The 19102-nt window shown below is 62.2% G+C and carries 20 protein-coding genes; 11 read left to right on the forward strand and 9 right to left on the reverse strand.

Features of this window, described 5'->3' with window-relative positions; all coding sequences use genetic code 11:
- Positions 1-43: 43 nt before the first annotated feature.
- The 7 genes from L0963_RS09295 to L0963_RS09325 form a co-directional block, all read right to left on the reverse strand.
- Entirely contained in the window at positions 44-568 is a 525-nt protein-coding gene (locus L0963_RS09295) for a DUF411 domain-containing protein (protein WP_058802324.1), read from the reverse strand.
- A 1-nt stretch (position 569) separates the two neighbouring features.
- Positions 570-959, reverse strand: a complete 390-nt coding sequence (locus L0963_RS09300; protein WP_234179369.1) for a DUF305 domain-containing protein — start codon at positions 957-959, stop codon at positions 570-572.
- A gap of 92 nt (positions 960-1051) precedes the next feature.
- Positions 1052-2269: a copper resistance protein B gene (locus L0963_RS09305; RefSeq protein WP_234179282.1), complete on the reverse strand. Its 1218-nt coding sequence runs from the start codon at positions 2267-2269 to the stop codon at positions 1052-1054.
- Entirely contained in the window at positions 2266-4101 is a 1836-nt protein-coding gene (locus L0963_RS09310) for a copper resistance system multicopper oxidase (protein ID WP_374046507.1), read from the reverse strand. Before L0963_RS09310 ends, L0963_RS09305 begins: the two co-directional genes overlap by 4 nt.
- A gap of 119 nt (positions 4102-4220) precedes the next feature.
- Positions 4221-4805 (reverse strand): RNA polymerase sigma factor, encoded by a 585-nt coding sequence (locus tag L0963_RS09315; RefSeq protein WP_003046398.1) that lies wholly within the window; start codon positions 4803-4805, stop codon positions 4221-4223.
- Positions 4802-5239, reverse strand: coding sequence for a periplasmic heavy metal sensor (locus L0963_RS09320; protein WP_003046401.1), 438 nt, complete (start codon positions 5237-5239; stop codon positions 4802-4804). Before L0963_RS09320 ends, L0963_RS09315 begins: the two co-directional genes overlap by 4 nt.
- 2 nt (positions 5240-5241) lie before the next feature.
- Positions 5242-5487, reverse strand: a complete 246-nt coding sequence (locus L0963_RS09325; RefSeq protein ID WP_137870392.1) for a hypothetical protein — start codon at positions 5485-5487, stop codon at positions 5242-5244.
- A gap of 164 nt (positions 5488-5651) precedes the next feature.
- Here L0963_RS09325 and copC point away from each other — a divergent pair, with 164 nt between their 5' ends.
- The 8 genes from copC to L0963_RS09365 all read left to right on the forward strand — a co-directional run bounded on the left by copC (position 5652) and on the right by L0963_RS09365 (position 13885).
- Entirely contained in the window at positions 5652-6035 is a 384-nt protein-coding gene (copC, locus tag L0963_RS09330; protein WP_011542702.1) for a copper homeostasis periplasmic binding protein CopC, read from the forward strand.
- Positions 6036-6041: 6 nt separating this feature from the next.
- Entirely contained in the window at positions 6042-7010 is a 969-nt protein-coding gene (gene copD, locus L0963_RS09335; protein ID WP_003046408.1) for a copper homeostasis membrane protein CopD, read from the forward strand.
- 32 nt (positions 7011-7042) lie between these two features.
- Complete coding sequence (locus tag L0963_RS09340; RefSeq protein ID WP_003046411.1) at positions 7043-7732, forward strand: helix-turn-helix domain-containing protein; 690 nt, start codon at positions 7043-7045, stop codon at positions 7730-7732.
- A 137-nt stretch (positions 7733-7869) separates the two neighbouring features.
- Entirely contained in the window at positions 7870-8547 is a 678-nt protein-coding gene (locus L0963_RS09345) for a class I SAM-dependent methyltransferase (protein ID WP_003046415.1), read from the forward strand.
- Between the two features lie 166 nt (positions 8548-8713).
- Positions 8714-11035, forward strand: a complete 2322-nt coding sequence (locus L0963_RS09350) for a heavy metal translocating P-type ATPase (RefSeq protein ID WP_267960595.1) — start codon at positions 8714-8716, stop codon at positions 11033-11035.
- 52 nt (positions 11036-11087) lie between these two features.
- Positions 11088-11564, forward strand: a complete 477-nt coding sequence (locus L0963_RS09355) for a YybH family protein (RefSeq protein WP_037553291.1) — start codon at positions 11088-11090, stop codon at positions 11562-11564.
- Between the two features lie 264 nt (positions 11565-11828).
- A complete protein-coding gene (locus tag L0963_RS09360; protein WP_223181176.1) occupies positions 11829-12422 on the forward strand; it encodes a c-type cytochrome in 594 nt (197 codons plus the stop codon).
- Between the two features lie 185 nt (positions 12423-12607).
- A complete protein-coding gene (locus L0963_RS09365) occupies positions 12608-13885 on the forward strand; it encodes a hypothetical protein (RefSeq protein ID WP_037553287.1) in 1278 nt (425 codons plus the stop codon).
- A 307-nt stretch (positions 13886-14192) separates the two neighbouring features.
- Here L0963_RS09365 and L0963_RS09370 read toward each other — a convergent pair whose 3' ends face one another.
- Positions 14193-16307: a TonB-dependent receptor gene (locus tag L0963_RS09370; RefSeq protein WP_234179283.1), complete on the reverse strand. Its 2115-nt coding sequence runs from the start codon at positions 16305-16307 to the stop codon at positions 14193-14195.
- A 642-nt stretch (positions 16308-16949) separates the two neighbouring features.
- On the reverse strand, positions 16950-17348 hold the full coding sequence (locus L0963_RS09375; RefSeq protein ID WP_003046425.1) for a MerR family transcriptional regulator: 399 nt from the start codon (positions 17346-17348) through the stop codon (positions 16950-16952).
- A gap of 80 nt (positions 17349-17428) precedes the next feature.
- On the opposite strand from L0963_RS09375, the gene L0963_RS09380 reads away from it, so the two are divergent.
- From L0963_RS09380 to L0963_RS09390, 3 genes are all read left to right on the forward strand, one after another.
- Positions 17429-18250: a MauE/DoxX family redox-associated membrane protein gene (locus L0963_RS09380; protein WP_326490185.1), complete on the forward strand. Its 822-nt coding sequence runs from the start codon at positions 17429-17431 to the stop codon at positions 18248-18250.
- A gap of 102 nt (positions 18251-18352) precedes the next feature.
- Positions 18353-18715 (forward strand): hypothetical protein, encoded by a 363-nt coding sequence (locus L0963_RS09385; protein ID WP_003046437.1) that lies wholly within the window; start codon positions 18353-18355, stop codon positions 18713-18715.
- Positions 18716-18779: 64 nt separating this feature from the next.
- On the forward strand, positions 18780-19046 hold the full coding sequence (locus L0963_RS09390; protein ID WP_003046439.1) for a hypothetical protein: 267 nt from the start codon (positions 18780-18782) through the stop codon (positions 19044-19046).
- The last annotated feature ends 56 nt before the right edge of the window (positions 19047-19102 follow it).

Consider the following 19102-nt stretch of genomic DNA (forward strand, 5'->3'; position numbering starts at 1 on the left):
AGTATATCTCATCATATCAATCTCCACTTGTCGTTCCGACAGCTCATGCGGGAAATTGCGCAACCTTGCCGTCGCCAGCGAACGCCATCACTTCGAAGGCGTCGGTGCTTCCATCCGGCATTTCCATGCCCGGAGATCCGCGCGGCATGCCAGGCACGGCGATCCCGCGAATGTCGCGCGGCTTGTCGCGAAGCAGCTTCGCGACATGTGGCATCGGCACATGGCCTTCGATGGCATAGCCACCGACGATCGCGGTGTGACACGAAGCTAGCTCGTCGGGCACACCATATCGCGCCTTTACGGCAGGCATGTCGGAACGGTTCTCAACGGTCACCGCATAGCCCGCCGCGCGCGCAATATCCGCCCAGGCTTCACAGCATCCGCATTCGGGATCGCGATAGACGAGCATCTGCCGGATGTTCGCCGCATCGGCGCGGGGCTCGCGAGCCCCGCCGTCTTTGTCGCTGGTTGCCGCCGGTCCCGAGGAAGAATTGCATGCCGCAAGCGCCACCCCCGACCCGGCGGCGATCAGGCCGAGAAGGTGGCGGCGCGTCATCGGACTTTTCATGTCATTTCCTCGCGAGAATGGATTTCATCTGTTCGATTTCGGCCGCCTGCCCCGCGATGATGCCGCGGCACAGTTCGCGTATTTCGGCATCCTTGAGGGAAGCCTGTTCGCACATGAGGATCGCGCCCGAATGATGCGGGATCATCGAACGCAAGAAGGCCGTGTCGCCGATCGTCGTCTGTGTCCGGATCAGCGCGAAGCTCCCGAAGAAGGCGCCTGCCGATCCCAGCAGCAGGAGCGTATTGAGACGTTTCGACGGGAACATGCCCGGCATTGCGACGATCATCAGCACGACCATCGGCGAGACCATCATCAGCGTCATGTAGAGCATGTTGAGATTATTGTAGAAGCTCGAGAGGCGGTCGATCATGACGAACATCACCAGATACATGATGACGCCGCTGACGATCGTCTGCAGCGCGAGGCTGCGATAGGCTGGTTTCACGGCATTTCTCCTCGACGTGTCGCCACCCCGCGAAACTTCTAGAACCAGGCCCGCACCCCCATCACGAAGCTGACGCCGCTCGCATCCTCGCCCGCGGCGCGGGCAAAACGCGCAGTATCGCCGACCTTGCGCGCCCATTCGACGCCGACATAAGGCGCGAATTCCTTCACGACCTCGTAACGCAGGCGAAGCCCGAGCTCGAAATCCGAAAGCCCCGAACCAACGCCGGTCTCGGGGACATCCTGGAGCGCAAAATTGACCTCCGCCATCGGCTGGAGGATCAGTTTCTGGGTGATGCGCTGGTCGTAATAGCCTTCGAGCCGGGCGAGCAGATCACCCTTGTTCGAAAGAAACAGCGCGCCCTCGACTTCGAACCAATAGGGGGCGAGCCCCTCGAAGCCGATCGTCGCATAGGTGCGGTCGGGGCCGGGCCCAAGATCCTGCCTGATACCCGCCTGCGCGTTGAAATAGGGTCCGATCGCCCGGCTGTAGAGCGCCTGCACCTCGGCGCTCTCGATGCCTTCGCCGAACACGCCTTCGCCTTCGCTCTTGAGCGTCAGCCGGTTGATGTCGCCACCATACCAGGCCTCACCGTCCCAGCGGAAACCATCGCGCCCTTTGCGCGCCTGATATTCGGCGAGGTTGAAGCTGATGAAAGCGATGGTCTGCGCGCCATTCTCTTTCATCATGTCGTGGCGCGAATGCTCCATTTCGGCTTGGGGATAAATGCGATCGGCATACCAGTCGCCGGGAGGCGCAGGCGCGGTAGCATCGCCCGGCGGCAAATCGGTGCCGCTAGCGCTGCTCGTGGTCGCCATGCCTTCCATTCCCGCCATCGCGTCCGCAGATCCGCCCTTCGGGGTGCAATGGCCCATTTTGGCATGTTCGGGCGGGCAATCGGGATCGGACGGCTGCGGTGCGCCATGATCCATCGCACCCATGTCCGAAGCGCCCTTGCCTGGAGCTTCCGCCTCAGGCGTACAATGACCCATCGCCGCATGTTCGGGCGGGCAGCTTGAAGCCTCGGGTTCCATGTCCATGCCCTGCATGTTCCCATGGTCCATCTGCTCCATCGACCCTTCGGCGGGCGCTTCGGGCGCGGGCTGCGCTACCGGCGCTGGCGCTGGCGTTGGCGAGGGAGCGGGTGTCGGAGCGGGCGCCGCACCATGCATAGAATGATCCATCGACTGCGCTGCAGCGGGCACAGCAAATGTCAGCGGGGCGATGCCCGCGAGGAGAAGCGCGATCCGGGTCATTCGCCGTCTCCCTTCGGGCGCACGCTGACGACGCGCATCATCCCGGCATGCATGTGATAAAGAAGGTGGCAGTGGAAGGCCCAGTCGCCGAGCGCGTCGGCGGTGAAATCGAAGCTCGCGATGCCGCCCGGCTGGACAAGCACCGTATGCTTGCGCGGCGACCGGTCGCCCTTGCCCGTCACCAGCTCGAAAAAATGGCCGTGGAGGTGGATCGGGTGGCTCATCATCGAATCGTTGATGAGGTTGATCCGCACGCGCTCTCCCTCGATGAAGGGGATGGGCTCGTGATAGTCGGACATCTTGATGCCGTCGAACGACCACATGAAGCGTTCCATATTGCCGGTCAGATGGATGTCGAGCGAGCGCGAGGCGGCGCGGGTATCGGGGTTGCGCTCGAGCGCGACAAGGTCATGGTAGGTCAGCACCTTGTGCCCGACATTCTCCAGTCCCTGCCCCGGCTCGCCCATGCGATCCATCGGCATCGGCGAGATCGTCTGAACGCTGGGATCGCGCTTGACCTGCGGCGCGACACTGAAGTCGCGCATGCTGTGCTGCATGCCTCCGCCAGATCCATGATCCATGCCCGCCATCGCGCCGCTTTCCCCCGCTGGCGTACAATGGCCCATCTTGGCATGTTCGGGAGGACAAGAAGGGTCGCTCGCCGGCATGGGCATGGCGCCCATATCGCCGCCCGAATGGTCCATACCCGCCATCGCGCCGCCCGACATGTCGCCCATGCCCATGTCCTTCATGGTCGCGAGCGGCCGTTCGCGGAGCGGCGGCACCTCGGCGACCATGCCAGCGCGCGGTGCGAGCGTCGCGCGTCCCATGCCCGAGCGGTCATTGGCCTCGGCAACGAGCGTATAAGCACGGTCCTCGACCGGGGTCACGATGACGTCATAGGTTTCGGCGACCGCGATCTGGAACTCGTCGATTTCGGTCGGCACGACATTGAGCCCATCAGCCTGGACGACGGTCATCCTGAGGCCCGGGATACGGACGTTGAAGATCGTCATCGCCGACGCATTGACGATGCGCAGGCGTACCCGCTCGCCGGGGCTGAAGAGCGCGGTCCAGTTGTCGCGCGGACCATGGCCGTTGACGAGGAAGGTGTAGGTCGAACCATTGACGTCGGCGACGTCGGTCGGGTCCATCCGCATCTTGCCCCAATCGATCCGCTCCTTGAGCGGTTGATCCTTGCCGGCAAGCAGGCCCGCCAGCGTCTGGCGCTGCATGTTGAAATGGCCGGGATTGACCTTGAGCTTGCGGAAGATCGCCTCGGGCGACAATTGACTGTGGTCGGACAGGACGACGACATGCTCGCGGTCGTAGCCGATCGGGTCGGCGCCCGCGGGATCGATGACGATCGGGCCATAATGGCCGAGCTGTTCCTGAAGCCCCGAATGGCTGTGATACCAATAGGTCCCCGATTGAACGACCGGGAATTCATAGACAAACTTCGAGCGCGGCTTGATCCCGGGGAAGCTGACGCCGGGCACGCCGTCCATCTGGAACGGCAGGATCAGGCCGTGCCAGTGAATCGAGCTGTCCTCGTCGAGATCGTTGACGACGGTGAGGCGCGCGTTTTGTCCCTCCTTCAGCCGGACGAGCGGCGCGGGCACGGTGCCGTTGATCCCGATCGCGCGACTGACCTTGCCGTCGATGCGCATCGTCTGGCGCGCGATGCGCAGCGTTATGTCATTGCCGGATACGGTCGGAAGCGGCGCGGTGATGCCGGACGACACCGGCTGGGCCCAGGCCGGGAACCATGCGGCCATCGCCGCAGCAGCCCCTCCACCCAAAGCTCCACTGACGAACCGACGCCTTTCCATCTGCATATTCTTTCCGACCGTTACTGACTGTTCCTAAAGCTATACGCAGGCGGCACGCCTGCCCCTCAATAAAAATGCCGGACGATGAGGAGATGCCGCCTGAACGAGCGGTCGAACCCTCAACCCTCGGCGCTCGCAGATGTTCCCGCGAGCAATTCCCGGAGCCTGGTCCGCGCTCGATAGAGGCGCGTTTCGACTGTTTTCTCGCTGACCCGCAAAATGACCGCTGTTTCGGCCTGGCTGACCTCGTCGACACCGCGGAGGAGCAACACTTCGCGCAAATTCTGCGGCAGCTGATCGATCGCCCCGCGAACCCTGGCGAGCTCTCGCCTGTCGGTCGCCGCGGAATCGGGCCCAGGACCATCGCTTGCTACGTGATGCGCATTTTCGAGCGGGAGCGCGCGGGAGAAAAAGGCGCGCACCTTTCGCCGTCGTGCCCAGTCGCGACATTTGTTGAGCGCGATACGGGCGATCCATGTGCGGAAGGGGCGTTCGCCATCATAGCGATCGAGCGCCGAAAAGCCGGAGACGAACGTCTCCTGCGTCAAATCCATCGCCTCGTCGGCATCGCCGATCTGCTTTACGATGAGCCGGTAGACGCCCGTTTTGTAACGGCGCAGCAACTCGCGATAGGCGTCTTCGCGGTGCGCGCGCGCAAAGGCCGCCAGATCCTGGTCGCTACATTGCGATAGGTCGGCGCTCACCGCGCATCGGCGGTCAGCGCCTTGACCACGCTTTTGTCGAACATTTCCGCTTGATCGGGGTTGAGAACCCCGCGCATCGCGAAGAGATGCTGGAGCGTTTCCTTCTGCAATGTCCCCATCACCTCATGCGTCTCGTCGATCGCCTCGGTGACGCGCGGTCCATAGCCATGCTCGGCTTCGATCGCCTGCGCGAGCCGGACATTGGCGGCGCGCATCTCGAGTTCGAGCGCCTGGCGGCGACCGGCGAAGTCGGCTTCGATCCGCTCGAGTTTCTTTTCCTGCTCCGGGGTCAGGTCGAGTTGGCCGTGGAGAAGCGCATGAAGTTCGGTTTCGCTGGCTTTGGGCGCATCGGCTACCAGACGGCCGATGAACACGCCGGCAATCGCCGCGGCGAAGGCAATGAGCCCCAAGAGAAGAAGACGGCGCGACGGCATCGCTACTGTACATCCAGCAAGGTGGAAGGCACCAATGCGCTAGGCGGGCCGAATGGGGTCAGGGGGCTTGCCGCGACCGCCGGCTGGGAAATCGCACTCCCCGCAAAGACACCGCCGCCGAGCGAGACAAAGGCCGCGAGCGCCATCAGGCGGCGCATCGCTACCGCTTCGCGCCGGCGGATCGCCAATGCGCCCATGATGCGATCATCGAGCGCATCGAGCGCTGCGGGCAGATCGATCCTGTTCAAAATGCGAAGCTCCTTATCCATCGATCGTCTCTTCAAACCTTTCCATCATTGTACATACGCGCCGAAGCGCCTCACCCCTCACACCAGAATATTATTCCGGAATATTTGAGGGCCATGCCGATATCCTGCGTATTAGCAGGACAGACACGCATTTGGAGGTGTTCATGTTCAAGTCTCTTCTCCCCTCTGCAGCGGCGGCTTTCGCTCTGCTTCTCATGCCGGCCACGGCAAGCGCGCACACCAAGCTCGTCAGCTCGACGCCCGCCGCCAATTCGACCGTTTCGAAGGTCACGTCGGTCAATCTTCAGTTCAACGAAAAGATCGTCGCCTCGACCCTCAAGACCGAGCTGGTCATGACCGGCATGCCCGGCATGGCCAATCATGCCCCGATGAAGGTGCCTTACTCGTCGATGATGGGCAAAGAGGGCAAGTCGGCGATGCTGATGCTCAAGCGGCCGCTGACAGCCGGAACCTACAAGGTCACATGGTCGGCGGCGGGCGCTGATACCCACCGCATGGGCAGCGAATTCAGCTTCACCGTAAAGTAAAAGACGGTGGGGGACCCCGTTCTGATCGGCATCAGGTTCGCACTTTATGCGGACCTGATGCTCATCGCCGGCCTTGCTGCGTTCCCGCTTTTTGCGCTGACACGGAGCGAACGCCTTGCGCCGCAGTCGATGATGGCCTCGATCTGGCGCGCAGAGCGATGGCTCTGCGCCGCCGGACTGCTTCTCTCCATCTTGGGGATGGGCGTGCTCGCGGCTTCGATGCAGGGTGTGGGGCTCCTCTCCCTGGAACTCCAGCCTTTTTGGGACCTTGTTCGCGAGACCGAGGTCGGCACAGCCTGGGTCTACCGGAGCGCAGCGCTGCTGCTCGCGCTGGGAGTCGCGATCTGGATGGTCCGCTGGCCGACAACTTCGGCCGCCGTACTCGCGGCCGCGGGCTCGGTGGCCGTCGCGAGTCTGGTCTGGTCCGGCCACGCCGGCGCGACCGAAGGCGCCGCAGGCACCGTGCACCGGATCAGCGACATCTTGCACCTGATTGCAGCGGCGGTCTGGATCGGCGCGATCGGCGCCTTCCTGATCCTGATCTCACCACGTCGTGTCCGCGAATGGCCGGGCGGACTCCAAATTGCGGCGCGGAGCCTCGATCAATTCTCGCGCGTCGGTACGATCTGCGTCCTCGTCATCGCCGCCACCGGCCTCGTCAACAGCCAGATGATCGTCGGCGCCGAGAATCTCGGCCGTTCCCTCGGCTCGCCCTATGGACAATTGCTTCTCGCCAAGCTTGCGCTGTTCGGACTGATGCTGGCGCTCGCGGCGGCGAACCGCTGGCGGCTGACCCCGGCGCTCGCGGCCGCCGTCCCGGGGACCGATACCGACAATGTCGACGCCGACCCCGACCTCGCGATTGCAGCCATGCGCAGAAGCCTCATCATCGAAGCGTCGGCCGCGCTCGCCATACTCGCGCTGGTTGCCTGGTTCGGTACGCTCGAACCCTTCGTCACCGCCGATCCGGTTTGACCCCAAGCACCGCCTCTTGGTCGGGTTCGATCATGCTCGGGACCGGCTGGGCGCTCATTGACGCGCGCATCGGGAGCAGCCGTCCCCATAACCATGTGGCGCACCAGATCAGCCTCGCCATCGAACGCGACCTCGAAATTTCCGGTGATGCCGACCTGATAGTTCCCGCCGGACACGCCATTGCGATAGCGTCGCATGTCCGGCACCGCCTCGGGCCGCCGGGCGCCCTCGTGCGGTCATTTTATCTCGACCCGCTTTTTCGTGCCGGCACCCGGCTGTCCGCCGGATCGGCGCCTGTCCTGTTGACGCCGATAGAGACAGCCGGACTAGGTGACATCGCAAGCGGCGCGGACGCGAAGCGCTGGGCGTCCGACTATCTCGACCGCTCGCAGGCGCGTCCGGTGGATGCCCGCCTGTCCGAAGTGCTCGCGGCCCCTGACGATTTGTCGACCGCGCGCGCCTTGGCCGACGTCGCCTGCCTTTCGCCCTCGCGCCTCCGCGAAATCGTCAGCCGCGACTTCGGCGTGCCTCCGGCCAAATTGCTGCAATGGCTCCAGCTTCAACGCGCCGTGCGGACGCTGGTCGGCGGCGGAGGTCTTGCCGACGCCGCGGCGGCGGGAGGCTTCGCCGATCAGTCGCACTTCACGCGCCGCTGCGCTCAATGGCTAGGCGTGACGCCTTCGGCCGGCCTTAGTGCCTTCGCGTTCGAAATCGTGCCCTGAGCCGGATGCGCCTCGCACCGCGTCGCCCCGGCGAAACATTCAAGACTGCCGCGCCTGTTTGCCCTTAAGCGTCTCGTCGAGACCGGCGATTGCGGCCGCAATCCGGCGGCAAGCCAAAGCGTCGAAAGGAGACGGCCATGCCCGACCCGAAACCCGTAGCAAGATCCTACACGCCAGCGGCAGGATATCACTTCCTGACGCCCTTTTATGATTTCGGCGTCGCGGTGACAACGCGCGAGCGCGTGTGGCGCGACCGTCTCGTTCGCCATATGGCGCTCGGCGAGGGTGACGTCATTCTCGATATCGGCTCGGGTACGGGAAATCTTGCGCTGGCGATCGCTCGCCATAGCCGGGACGTCCGCTATCTTGGTTTCGACCCCGACGAGGCAGCGACGCGAATTGCCCGAACGAAGACCGCGCAGATTGTTCCACCGCCGGAGTTTCGAGTTGGCTTTTTCGCGGCTTCGGCGATCGATGACTGGCCCCCGCCTGCCAAGATTGCGATCTGCCTCGTCCTTCATCAGGTCGGGCTTGAGGAAAAGGCACGTCTGCTACGCGAGGCCCGGCAGGTGCTCGCGCCGGGCGGCAAACTCTATGTTGCCGACTATGGGGAACAGCGCAGCCGCCTCATGCGGTTGTTGTTCCGCCTCACGATCCAGCAGCTCGACGGCGTCCAGGACACCCAGCCCAACGCCGATGGATTGCTCCCGGTGCTGATGAGAGAGGCAGGCTTTTGCGATGTTCGCGAGCTTGAGACGTTCCGCACGCCAACCGGTGCGATCGGGATCATCGAGGCCCGAAAGCCCGGGACCTGACGGCACGGGGCAAAGAAAATCCAAGGGATAACCGCTCTTCTTGCGTATCGATAGAAGCGGCTCCATTCTGGAACCGCCAGGAACGACGCCAACGGCGAACTCGACCGGTGGCGTTTGGACCGCCCCGCCGCGAGGCGGGCATCCGACACATACGGGAGCGGCGGCGATGCACGATCATCAGGGCGCAGAAAAAGGCAGCGGGAGCACGACTGATCCGGTCTGCGGCATGATGGTCGATCCGGCCACCACACCTCATATCGCGACGCATAGCGGCAAGCATCACTATTTCTGCAGCGCAGGCTGCCTCGCCAAATTCGAGGCCGATCCCGATCTTTATGCCGCAAAACGCGAGCCGGCCGCAGCCGATGCACCCGAAGGCGCCATCTGGACCTGCCCGATGCATCCCGAGATCCAGCGCGCCGGCCCCGGAAGCTGCCCGATCTGCGGCATGGCACTCGAGCCCGTCATGCCGACAGCATCGGGCGGCCCCAGCGAAGAATATCGCGATATGCGGCGGCGCTTCTGGATCGGGCTCCTTCTCGCACTCCCGGTGGTTGCGCTCGAAATGGGCGGCCATCTGACAGGCCTCCACCAATATGTCGGCCGCCAGACGAACAACTGGGTCCAGATGCTGCTCGCGACCCCCGTCGTTCTATGGGCGGGCTGGCCCTTCTTCGAGCGCGCCTGGCTCTCGATCCGCAACAAGAGCCTCAACATGTTCACCCTCATTGCGATGGGGACGGGCGTTGCCTGGGGCTACAGCATGATCGCGGCGATTCTCCCGCAAATCTTCCCGGCAGCCTTCCGCGCCGCCGATGGCTCGGTCGCGGTCTATTTCGAGGCCGCCGCGGTCATCACGGTGCTGGTGCTACTCGGGCAGGTGCTCGAACTCAGGGCCCGCGAGACGACGAGCGGCGCGATCCGCGCGCTCCTTGACCTGACACCGAAGCTCGCCCGGCGCGTCCGCAGCGATGGAAGCGACGAGGAGGTAGCGCTCGAGGAAGTCGCGGTCGGCGACATGCTGCGCATCCGTCCGGGCGAAAAAGTCCCCGTCGATGGCATCGTCGTAGAAGGCCGCGGCACGGTCGACGAATCGATGGTCACGGGCGAATCGATGCCGGTGACCAAGGCGGCCGGCGCGGCGCTGATCGGCGGAACGATCAACCAGACGGGCGGCCTGCTCATGCGCAGCGAGAAGGTCGGGCGCGACACGATGCTCGCGCGGATCGTACAAATGGTCGCCGACGCGCAGCGCAGCCGGGCGCCGATCCAGCGTCTCGCCGATACCGTTTCGGGCTGGTTCGTGCCCGGCGTCATCGTCGTCGCCATTGTCGCTTTCGTTGTTTGGTCGCTTCTGGGGCCCGCGCCCGCCATGGCCTATGGCCTTATCGCCGCCGTCTCGGTGCTCATCATCGCCTGTCCCTGCGCGCTCGGCCTCGCGACGCCAATGTCAATCATGGTCGGCGTGGGGCGCGGCGCCGAAGCCGGCGTGCTGATCAAAAATGCCGAGGCGCTTGAGCGGATGGAGAAGGTCGACACGCTCGTCGTCGATAAGACCGGGACGCTGACCGAAGGCAGACCCTCGGTCGTCGCCATCGAAGTCGCCGGCGGCTTCGAGGAGCAGGATCTGCTCCGGATTGCCGCGAGCCTCGAGCGCAGCAGCGAACATCCATTGGCGGCCGCGATCGTCAAGGCCGCCGAGGACCGGGGCCTCGCGCTGGTCGAGCCATCGGGGGTCGACCAGCCGGTCGGCAAGGGTATCGTCGGGATCGTCGACGACAAGGCGATAGTCCTCGGCAATGCGAGCTTTCTTGAAGAATATGACGTCGATCTGGGCGCGCTCACCGAGGCAGCCGACCGCCTTCGCACAGACGGCGCGACGGCGATTTACATCGCGGTCAATGGCAAGGCGGCCGGGGTCATCGCCATCGCCGACCCCGTCAAGGAAACGACGGGCGACGCGCTCGCTGCGCTGCGCGAAGCCGGAATCAAGGTCATCATGCTCACCGGCGACAATCGCGTCACCGCCGAGGCGATCGCGCGGCGCCTCGGCATCGACGACGTCGAGGCCGATGTCCTCCCCGACCAGAAGAGCGCGGTCGTGCAGCGGCTGCGCGAAGAGGGCCGGATCGTCGCCATGGCCGGCGACGGGGTCAACGACGCCCCCGCGCTCGCCGCCGCCGACGTCGGCATCGCGATGGGCTCGGGAACCGATGTCGCCATCGAAAGCGCGGGTGTGACGCTACTGCGCGGCGACCTTCTGGGCATCGTGCGGGCGCGGCATCTCAGCCATGCGACGATGGCGAACATCCGTCAGAATCTCTTCTTCGCTTTCGCCTATAATGTCGCCGGGATTCCCGTCGCTGCGGGCGTGCTCTATCCGATTTTCGGACTATTGCTCTCGCCGGTCATTGCCGCCGCTGCAATGGCACTCTCGTCCGTCAGCGTCATTGCCAATTCTTTGCGGCTGCGCTTTGCCAGAATCTGATCGAAACCACGGGAGGCACTCGTGAAGTGTCGGCACAACAAGGGGAAATGATATGAGACGACTGACGATTACAGCAATCGCATTGGCCATGCTGGTGGCCGTCCCGGCTCAGGCGACCGAGCCTGCGGATTTTCAGGGCGCGGCGGCAGCGCTCGCGCAGTATAAATCGGCGATGGAGAAACTGGACCTGACCGGCGTCGAGGCCCTCTTTTCGCCAGACGCCCAGATATTCGAATCCGGCGGCGTTGAAGGGAATTTCGCCCACTATCGCGACCATCACCTGGGTCCCGAACTCAAGGAATTCAAATCCTTCACCTTCCGCAATTACAAGATTTCGGTTCGCGGCGAAGGAAATATCGCGATCGCAACCGAGACCTACAGCTTCTCGATTGTGCTCGCGAGCGGCGAGACCATCGAACGGGATGGCGTCGCTACGAGTGTCCTCAAACAGGACAACGGAAAGTGGCAGATCTTCAATCTCCACAGCTCCTCACGCAAGCCGAAGGTGCGACCGGCGGGTGGCAGCTGAGCGGGCAAAAAAGGGGCTAGTCCTCACGATCTCTCCGAACCCACACCTAGCAGGACGCATGAGCCCGAGCGGGTGTGGGCACCCTGAAATGGCTCGTCGCGGCAAGTACGGAAACGCCTGCCTCGTCTGTGACAAGGGCAAAGCTGTTGGGGTGCGTATCATCTGTTGAACAGCCGCCGCATTGCGTTCGGCTGCAAAGCTCAAGGCCTGTTATGCGGGAGATAGATAATGGAGCGATTTCGAACTTTCGATTTCCGAAAGCATATGCCGAGCGTGACGTTCACGCTGCTGGCGGTGGCCCTGATAGCGGGCGCGGGTGCGATCACCGTCTATCTCGGCCTATATAATATAGCGGCCGATGCCCCCCATAACCGGCTGACTTACAGCGTCATCGAAACATTCAGGGAGAAGTCCATCGCAGCGCGATCCGGATCGATCGCGGTGCCGGCAGATTTGGCGGCTCCGGCGCGGATCGCGTCGGGCGCAGGTCTCTATACCGAGATGTGCAGCGGCTGCCATCTCGCGCCCGGGATGGAAAAGACCGAAATGAGTCAAGGGCTGTATCCGCAAGCGCCCGTCTTGTTCAAAGGTTCGGAACGTTCGGCTGCGGAGCAATTCTGGATCATCAAGCATGGCATCAAGATGACCGCCATGCCGGCCTGGGGGAAAACGCATGATGATCGTCTCATCTGGGATATGGTCGCGTTTGTCCGAAAACTCCCTGGCCTGTCGCCGGCACAATATCAGGCTATTACGCAGAATGCGCCAATGGACCATGACGCGATGATGAAGGGCATGACAGAGGCGGAAGGCGCGAGTCAGAAACCAAGCGGAGCGGGCGAACACGCAGGGCACTGAGGTCGTCGACAATTATGCAGCGCCGGGCGTGAACGGGCTCGTTTCGACCTTCCATTCCCGCCCACCTTGCCGGTGGGACGGAAGGTTTCGCCTTTCGCTAAGGGCCGAATCGAGCGAACTGTCTTGGCCGGCAAGCCGCAGGTGGAAAACAGCAATTCGGAATGGATCAAGCGGGGGCTATAAACATGAAGCGCGACCTTGTTCGCGAACTGATCGAGCGCTGGCGCGGCGATTCCGGCTCGACCTATCAAAGCTGGTTCCTGTGGGAGGAGCGACTGAAGAATTTTCGGTCGATCAGAAGAGGCATCTCGCAGGTCGTCGCCGAAATTGAGGCCGGCACCTTCGGAGCGGCATATCGGGGCTCGTCATTGGAGATCATTGTTCATTCAATCGCCGAGCAACGACAGATTTTCAAAGGTGCGGATCATGCTTTCTTGTGGAAGCCCAAACTCCGAATCCCGGACATCTACGAGAACGCCGACAATCAACGAGCTTTTGGCAGACTTCTTCACCATTGCTCCTGTTGCGATACCGCCGAGGAGGTCGTCGCCGGGATCCTCGCAATCGATAGACAGAAGATCAAGGGGTTGGGTCCTGCGGTGGCCAACATTCTCTATTTTCTGCATCCCACTCTTGTGCCTCCGTTCAATACGGCAATCGTAAAGGGCTACAACGCGCTAACGGGTGCGAATGTGAAGCTTGGCAGTTGGGAGCATTTTCTCGCGATGCGCGCGGGCATTCTGGATCTCAACGATCGCTACCGGGATCTTCTTTCCAACGATTTGGGGGCGATAGGAGGGCTGCTGTTCGATATCGGATCGGGACGGTTTCCAGCCCCACCGCTCAGCGGTTCGAGCGAAAATGCGCGCGATTGGATGGCCTTGCTGAATGAAACGCGCTCACAGTCCGACAAGTTCGATAAGGGGCTTGCAAATCAGAAAGAGACCGACCGGACGCATAGCGAAGTCCAATCCTGGCTTCGGGACCTCGGGCTTGCACTTGGATATGACGTCTGGGTAGCGGCAAATGACCGGGGGCGCCTTCATGAGGGTGTGCCGCTCGGGTCTCGATGCCTCGATAGCTTGCCGCATGCCATCGCAACCGCTCAAGGAAGCGATGCCATAAGACTGATCGACATCTTATGGCTCGAGCAATCGACGGCTACGGTCGCGGCGGCATTCGAAGTGGAGCATTCGACATCCATTTATTCCGGAATTGTCCGCATGCTTGATCTCGCGCTGAGCAGCGAGAATCTTCATTTGTCGACGCCACTTTTCCTGGTTGCACCCGATGCGCGAGAAGCCGATGTCCGCGCTCAGCTCCGACGCCCGGCTTTCAGCCGGATCGGTGATCTCGACATTTCCTACCTGCCCTACGCCGAGCTCGAACAGAACAGGGTCGCCATTGCCCGCTTCGGTACGGGCCTGAAGGCGATCAAGGCGATCTCCCATCCATTGCCGTGAGGCAGCCGACGACGCGTAGGCCTCCGAAAGCAGTTGGTCTTTGCATCCTCGCGGCGTCACAGGGAAAGCCGGGCATCGAAATCGCGCGCGCTACCGACGTTCAGGATGGGACTAGCCCGTATCTGTTCGTGCCATCTTACTGCCCGGCTCATCGTGCCATCAGCAGGGCCGTTCAAGTAACGGCGCCGGTGAGAACAGGGACATATCATGTCCTGCGTTCAGAGGAAGTATTCCCCCCGGGCGCAAGCGCCCAGGGGGACCGACGACCGTAGGGGAGTCGCCGGGGGACCTCGCAGGACGAGGAACCTCAGAAAAAGTAGCGCAGCTGCAGTCCATACTGGCGCGGCTCGCCGTAGATGTAGAGCGGAAGAGTAGGGTTCGAGACACCCGTCGCGTCCGTCCCGATCGTACTATAGCTCACATAGCGCTCGTTGGTGAGATTTCGGCCATAAAGCGCAATTTCCCACGCTTCGCTCGCCGGCTGCCATGTGACACGCCCATTTATAAGGGTCGTGGCGTTTCCGGAAAAAAGCGGATTGTTGCTGGGCTTGAAAAAGACGCTGTCGCGCCAGGAGATATCGGTCCGTAATGTCAGCATTCCGCCGCCCAGGGAGGCCTTATATTCTCCGCCGAAAGTGATGTTCCACTTCGGCGCGTTCGGCAGCCGCTTGCCCTTGAGGCTTGCGCCGACGTCGTCAAAATAGACATCGTAGCGCGCATCGAGATAAGCGATCGTGGATGTAAGCGTCAGGCGATCGAACGGCCGTGCCATCAGTTCCGCTTCAACGCCCTTGATCGTCGCCTTGCCGGCGTTGGTGGTACTGGCAACGCCATTATTATACTCGACCACCTGAAGATTGGTGTAATCATAATAGAAGGCGGAAAAATTAGCTCGAAGCCGGCGATCGAGGAGCGTCGACTTCAGGCCGACTTCGTAGCTCCAGACATACTCCGGGAGGAAAGGCCGCCCGTCTCCCAGCTGGAATCCACCCGATTTGAACCCGCGGGTTGCCGACGCATAAGCCATGACGTCATCGGCAAGGTCGTAATCGATCCCAATTTTCGGAGTCCAGGCGGTCCAGGATGATTTGGGCTGACCGGCATCGACCTGATTTCCGTTCAGCAGGACACGATATCCGAAATCCTTTTTTTCGTATGAGTATCGAAGCCCTCCGGTCAATCGCAGGCGGTCGATGAGTTCGTAGCTTGTTTGTCCGAAGAGCGCGAATGCATTCGTCGTATTGTTTTCCGGGATCGCGAGCCGACGACCCGGTTCGATGATCCGTATTTCGTCGTTGCCCTTTTCATTCAGATAGAATGCTCCGACGATCCAGCGCAGCTTGTCCGCATCGTTGTTGAGAAGTTGGAACTCTTGCGTGAAACTGCGGGAACGTTCGTAAAATTCGATATCGCGGAGGAAGAGGTCAGTCGAGTCAACGTCGAGCGCCTGGACGACCTTGCTCTTGCGCAGCGCCGTAATCGAGCGGAGCGTGACCGGGCCGCCGTCCCAGTTCATGGTCGAGGACACGCCCCAGGCATCGACATCGTAACGCGGCAGGCGGTCGAGTGCGGCCTCTTTGTCATTGGCCGGGATCGTCGCCCCCGCATCGACGAAGCCTTGCGGATAAAAGGGCCGAACAGACCGCGCGCCGGTCTCGCGATCACGGCTGGCATCCGCCCGCAACACGATCTCAAGACGGTCGCTCGCGTCAATCGCAAGCGTCAGTCGTCCAGCGAGATTATCTTCGTTTTGGTATCGCCGTCCCGAGACGACGTCGCGGTAGATGCCGTCGCGCTGGTTGGCAAGCAAGGTGAGGCGGCCTCGGACGCCCGCTCCAAGCGGTCCAGAAATCGTGCCGCTCAGCGAGCGCTTCTCGTAATTTCCGACGGTGAGCCCCAGCGCGCCAGTCAAATCCTCCGTAGGCATTTTGGAAATGATGTTGAGTGTGCCGCCGGCGGAGTTGCGACCGAAGAGAACGCCTTGCGGTCCGCGCAGCACCTCGATGCGTTCGACGTCGAACAAATCCTGATAGCTTGTGGTCGGGCGCGAGATGTAGACGCCGTCATAATGGACTGTCGTGCTGGGGTCGGTCGCAACGCCGAACGCCGAGGTGCCAATTCCACGAATATTGATGATCGCCATGGAATCGTTGGTGATCGACACGCCCGGCACAAAAAATTGGAGGTCTTCGACGTTTGATATGCCCGTTGCCGTAAGCGCCTCGCCGGTCATCGCTGTCACCGAGACGGGAACGGACTGCAGATTTTCCTCGCGCTTCTCCGCCGTTACGATGATCTCGGCGAGGCCGTCCGACTGGGCTTCCTGAGCCTGCGCGGGAAACGCGACCGCCACCGCAATCGCCGCCATCGAGCTTCGCTGCATTGCGCGCTTCGTCGACGAATAACAGTATAATTTGTTCATTATGCTTCCCCTGTTTCGAAGAACTGCCCTTTCGCGCAGCCCAAATGAGTTTCGGGGAAGTCGAGGACAAAAACATGCATGCCCGGAAACCGCTGCTTACGGCTTCCGAGTTCAAGCACCCAACATCCCCTACTGACATTGATTACGCACCAGAACGACTCATCCCTCAAAAATGGTTCGGGCGACGTAAAACCATTGGAATTGGGCTCCCCGATTTGTTCAGATCGCCAGGATGAAGTTGATCCGGAACGCCCAAAGGCTCCTGCCTTCATCCAGAAGCGGCGCTTTTCGCTTCTGCCCCTCGTCGGAGCCTTGGTCGGCGCCGTGCACGTGACGCAATCGCTCGCTTGACCCTATGGTCAGGTCTTCCCCGTGGAAGCCTATTTGTTCGCTCTGATGCCGGTCCTAGCCGCGGAGATTCGATGGCGCCTGACCCAGGCACTTCGGACGGCCGTCGCAACTCCGGACGCGGCAGCGGCGAGACCTGCGGCTGCGATCCGCGCTAGCCTTCTGCTCGATGTCGCAGCCGGAATTACCATCCCATCGCTTGTAGCCGGGATGCTGGAACCATTTGCGACCGATTGACACCAGTTGGGAGGTGAGACCGGCCGTCAGCACCATCCGCCGCCAAGGCCAGTCGGGCTAGACCTGCTCGAACGCCGCTATGATCGGGCAGTGGAGCGTGTCGGCGGCAGCGCATTGGCGCGACAGGCCCATGAGCGCGCGCCGCGCCGCATCGAGTTCGGCGATCGTCTTTTCGATCGCCGCGATGCGCGCATCGGCCAGTTCGCGCGCTCGCGCGCGATCGCTCGACGCGTCGAGTTCGAGCAGTTCGGCGATCTCGGTGAGCGTAAATCCCGCTGCTTGTGCCGATTTGATGAAGCGCAGACGGCGCAGAACCGCCTCGTCGTAACGCCGGACTCGGCCTTCCGACGGGGCGCTGGCCGACTGAGGCGGAACGGGCAACAGGCCGCGGCGTTGGTAATAGCGGATCGTCTCGACATTGACGCCGCCCTGCCGGGCAAGCTGGCCGATGGTCATGTCACGCAAGGCCTTGACTCCGTACTATGGTACGGAGCCTATATAGCGGGAAGCGATCGGGAATCAAGAAAGGCGAATCGATGAATATGCAGGTTCAGCGCGCGAACGAAAGCGCGCCAGCGCACACTGGTGCGGCGGTTTCGGGCAAGCCGCGGGCGGCCATCTATCGCATGGTGATGGAGCAGCATATCTGCCCCTATGGCCTGAAGGCGCTGCATCTGTTGCGCAGCCGCGGCTATGACGTCGAGGATGTCTGGCTGACGACCCGCGAGGAAACCGACGCATTCAAGGCGAAACATGGCGTCGCGACGACGCCGCAGACCTTCATCGAAGGCGAGCGGATCGGCGGTCTTGACGATCTGAGGCGCCATCTCGGTCTGAAAGTCCGCGATCCTAAGGCGCTTACCTATAAGCCCGTCATCGCGCTCTTCTCTATCACCGCGCTGATGGCGCTGGCCGCCAGCCAAGCGGTGTCGGGCACGCCCTTCACAATCCGTGCCGCCGAATGGTTTATCGGGTTCAGCATGGCGTTGCTTGCCTTCCTCAAGCTCCGCGACATCGAGAGCTTCTCGAGCATGTTCCTGAACTATGACTTGCTCGCCAAACGCTGGGTACCCTATGCTACCATCTATCCCTTTGCGGAGGGTCTTGCCGGCATCCTGATGATTTCTGGCGCGCTGAACTGGATATCGATTCCGGTGGCGCTGTTCATCGGGATCATCGGCGCCGTGTCGGTGTTCAAGGCGGTGTATATCGACAAGCGCGAACTCAAATGCGCCTGCGTCGGCGGCGACAGCAATGTGCCGCTGGGTTTCATCTCACTGACCGAAAATCTGATGATGATCGCCATGGCGCTGTGGATGCTGGTCGCGCCCGCCGCCATGACAATGGGCCATTCTTAACGGGTCCGGCGTAACCACGACGGGACAGTCGGCGAACAAGTGAGCGGGATCTCCACCCCGGTTTAGATTGACGCCAAGTTTGACAAGGATCATGCTTCGACCGTGAAACGCTGGCTCACCTTTCTACTTCTTGTCGGAGCCTTACTCGGCCTTCTGGCGCAGGAGACCGCATTCGCCTCGGCGCCCGCGCTCCCGTCGGCCGAGACGGCGTTCGCGGCGGCGATGAGCGACGAATGCGCGGAGATGATGGGGATTAAGAAATCCCAGAAGAGCGCTCCGTGCAAGGGCCTCACGCTCGACTGCATCGCCAAGATGGGCTGCGCGCTACCGCCCGCCGTCGTCTCTCCGGCTACCCCCCTTGCCGAAAAGACATTTGTCGCCGGCTCTTTCGATCCGCTTCCTGTCCGGCGCCTCGCCGGAAGAACATTCGGCCCCGAACCCGACCCGCCCCTATTTCTTGCCTGAATTGCCGACGCGCACCGGCTCGTCCCGGCGCGCGGTTTCACGCTTTTCAATCAAGGAATTCAACATGAAACCGTTTTTTGCCGTTGCCGCGCTCGCGGCAGCAACGCTTGCCGCTCCCGTCCTCGCCCAAGAACCGTCCGGCGGCCATCATGAATGGCAGACCCGCCAGGTGCCAGGGCCGAACAAGTCCAATACCACCTCGCGAGTCCGCGTCTGGGTCAAGGACAAGCCGGGACAGATGGCGCATTGCGACTGCGACATGATGAAGGTGAGTCCGGCGGACTGCATGAAGAATATGTCCGGCGACCAAAGGATGCCCCCGCAAGGGTAACGGTCTTTCTTCCCCGGCGTACAGACGCCGGGGAGGCTTTCGCCCAGTCCACAGCA

The organism is Sphingopyxis sp. NFH-91, from assembly GCF_021401285.1.
GTDB lineage: Bacteria > Pseudomonadota > Alphaproteobacteria > Sphingomonadales > Sphingomonadaceae > Sphingopyxis > Sphingopyxis terrae_A.

Excerpts from the sequence above, each read along its gene's own strand:
- L0963_RS09345 (WP_003046415.1), top strand. The coding sequence starts at position 7,870 with ATGCCCGACCCGAAACCCGTAGCAAGATCCTACACGCCAGCGGCAGGA.
- L0963_RS09305 (WP_234179282.1), bottom strand. The coding sequence starts at position 2,269 with ATGACCCGGATCGCGCTTCTCCTCGCGGGCATCGCCCCGCTGACATTT.
- L0963_RS09320 (WP_003046401.1), bottom strand. The coding sequence starts at position 5,239 with ATGCCGTCGCGCCGTCTTCTTCTCTTGGGGCTCATTGCCTTCGCCGCG.
- L0963_RS09375 (WP_003046425.1), bottom strand. The coding sequence starts at position 17,348 with ATGACCATCGGCCAGCTTGCCCGGCAGGGCGGCGTCAATGTCGAGACG.
- L0963_RS09355 (WP_037553291.1), top strand. The coding sequence starts at position 11,088 with ATGAGACGACTGACGATTACAGCAATCGCATTGGCCATGCTGGTGGCC.
- copC (WP_011542702.1), top strand. The coding sequence starts at position 5,652 with ATGTTCAAGTCTCTTCTCCCCTCTGCAGCGGCGGCTTTCGCTCTGCTT.
- L0963_RS09370 (WP_234179283.1), bottom strand. The coding sequence starts at position 16,307 with ATGAACAAATTATACTGTTATTCGTCGACGAAGCGCGCAATGCAGCGA.
- L0963_RS09380 (WP_326490185.1), top strand. The coding sequence starts at position 17,429 with ATGAATATGCAGGTTCAGCGCGCGAACGAAAGCGCGCCAGCGCACACT.
- L0963_RS09340 (WP_003046411.1), top strand. The coding sequence starts at position 7,043 with ATGCTCGGGACCGGCTGGGCGCTCATTGACGCGCGCATCGGGAGCAGC.
- L0963_RS09390 (WP_003046439.1), top strand. The coding sequence starts at position 18,780 with ATGAAACCGTTTTTTGCCGTTGCCGCGCTCGCGGCAGCAACGCTTGCC.
- L0963_RS09365 (WP_037553287.1), top strand. The coding sequence starts at position 12,608 with ATGAAGCGCGACCTTGTTCGCGAACTGATCGAGCGCTGGCGCGGCGAT.
- L0963_RS09310 (WP_374046507.1), bottom strand. The coding sequence starts at position 4,101 with ATGGAAAGGCGTCGGTTCGTCAGTGGAGCTTTGGGTGGAGGGGCTGCT.
- L0963_RS09350 (WP_267960595.1), top strand. The coding sequence starts at position 8,714 with ATGCACGATCATCAGGGCGCAGAAAAAGGCAGCGGGAGCACGACTGAT.
- L0963_RS09295 (WP_058802324.1), bottom strand. The coding sequence starts at position 568 with ATGAAAAGTCCGATGACGCGCCGCCACCTTCTCGGCCTGATCGCCGCC.
- L0963_RS09360 (WP_223181176.1), top strand. The coding sequence starts at position 11,829 with ATGCCGAGCGTGACGTTCACGCTGCTGGCGGTGGCCCTGATAGCGGGC.
- L0963_RS09300 (WP_234179369.1), bottom strand. The coding sequence starts at position 959 with ATGTATCTGGTGATGTTCGTCATGATCGACCGCCTCTCGAGCTTCTAC.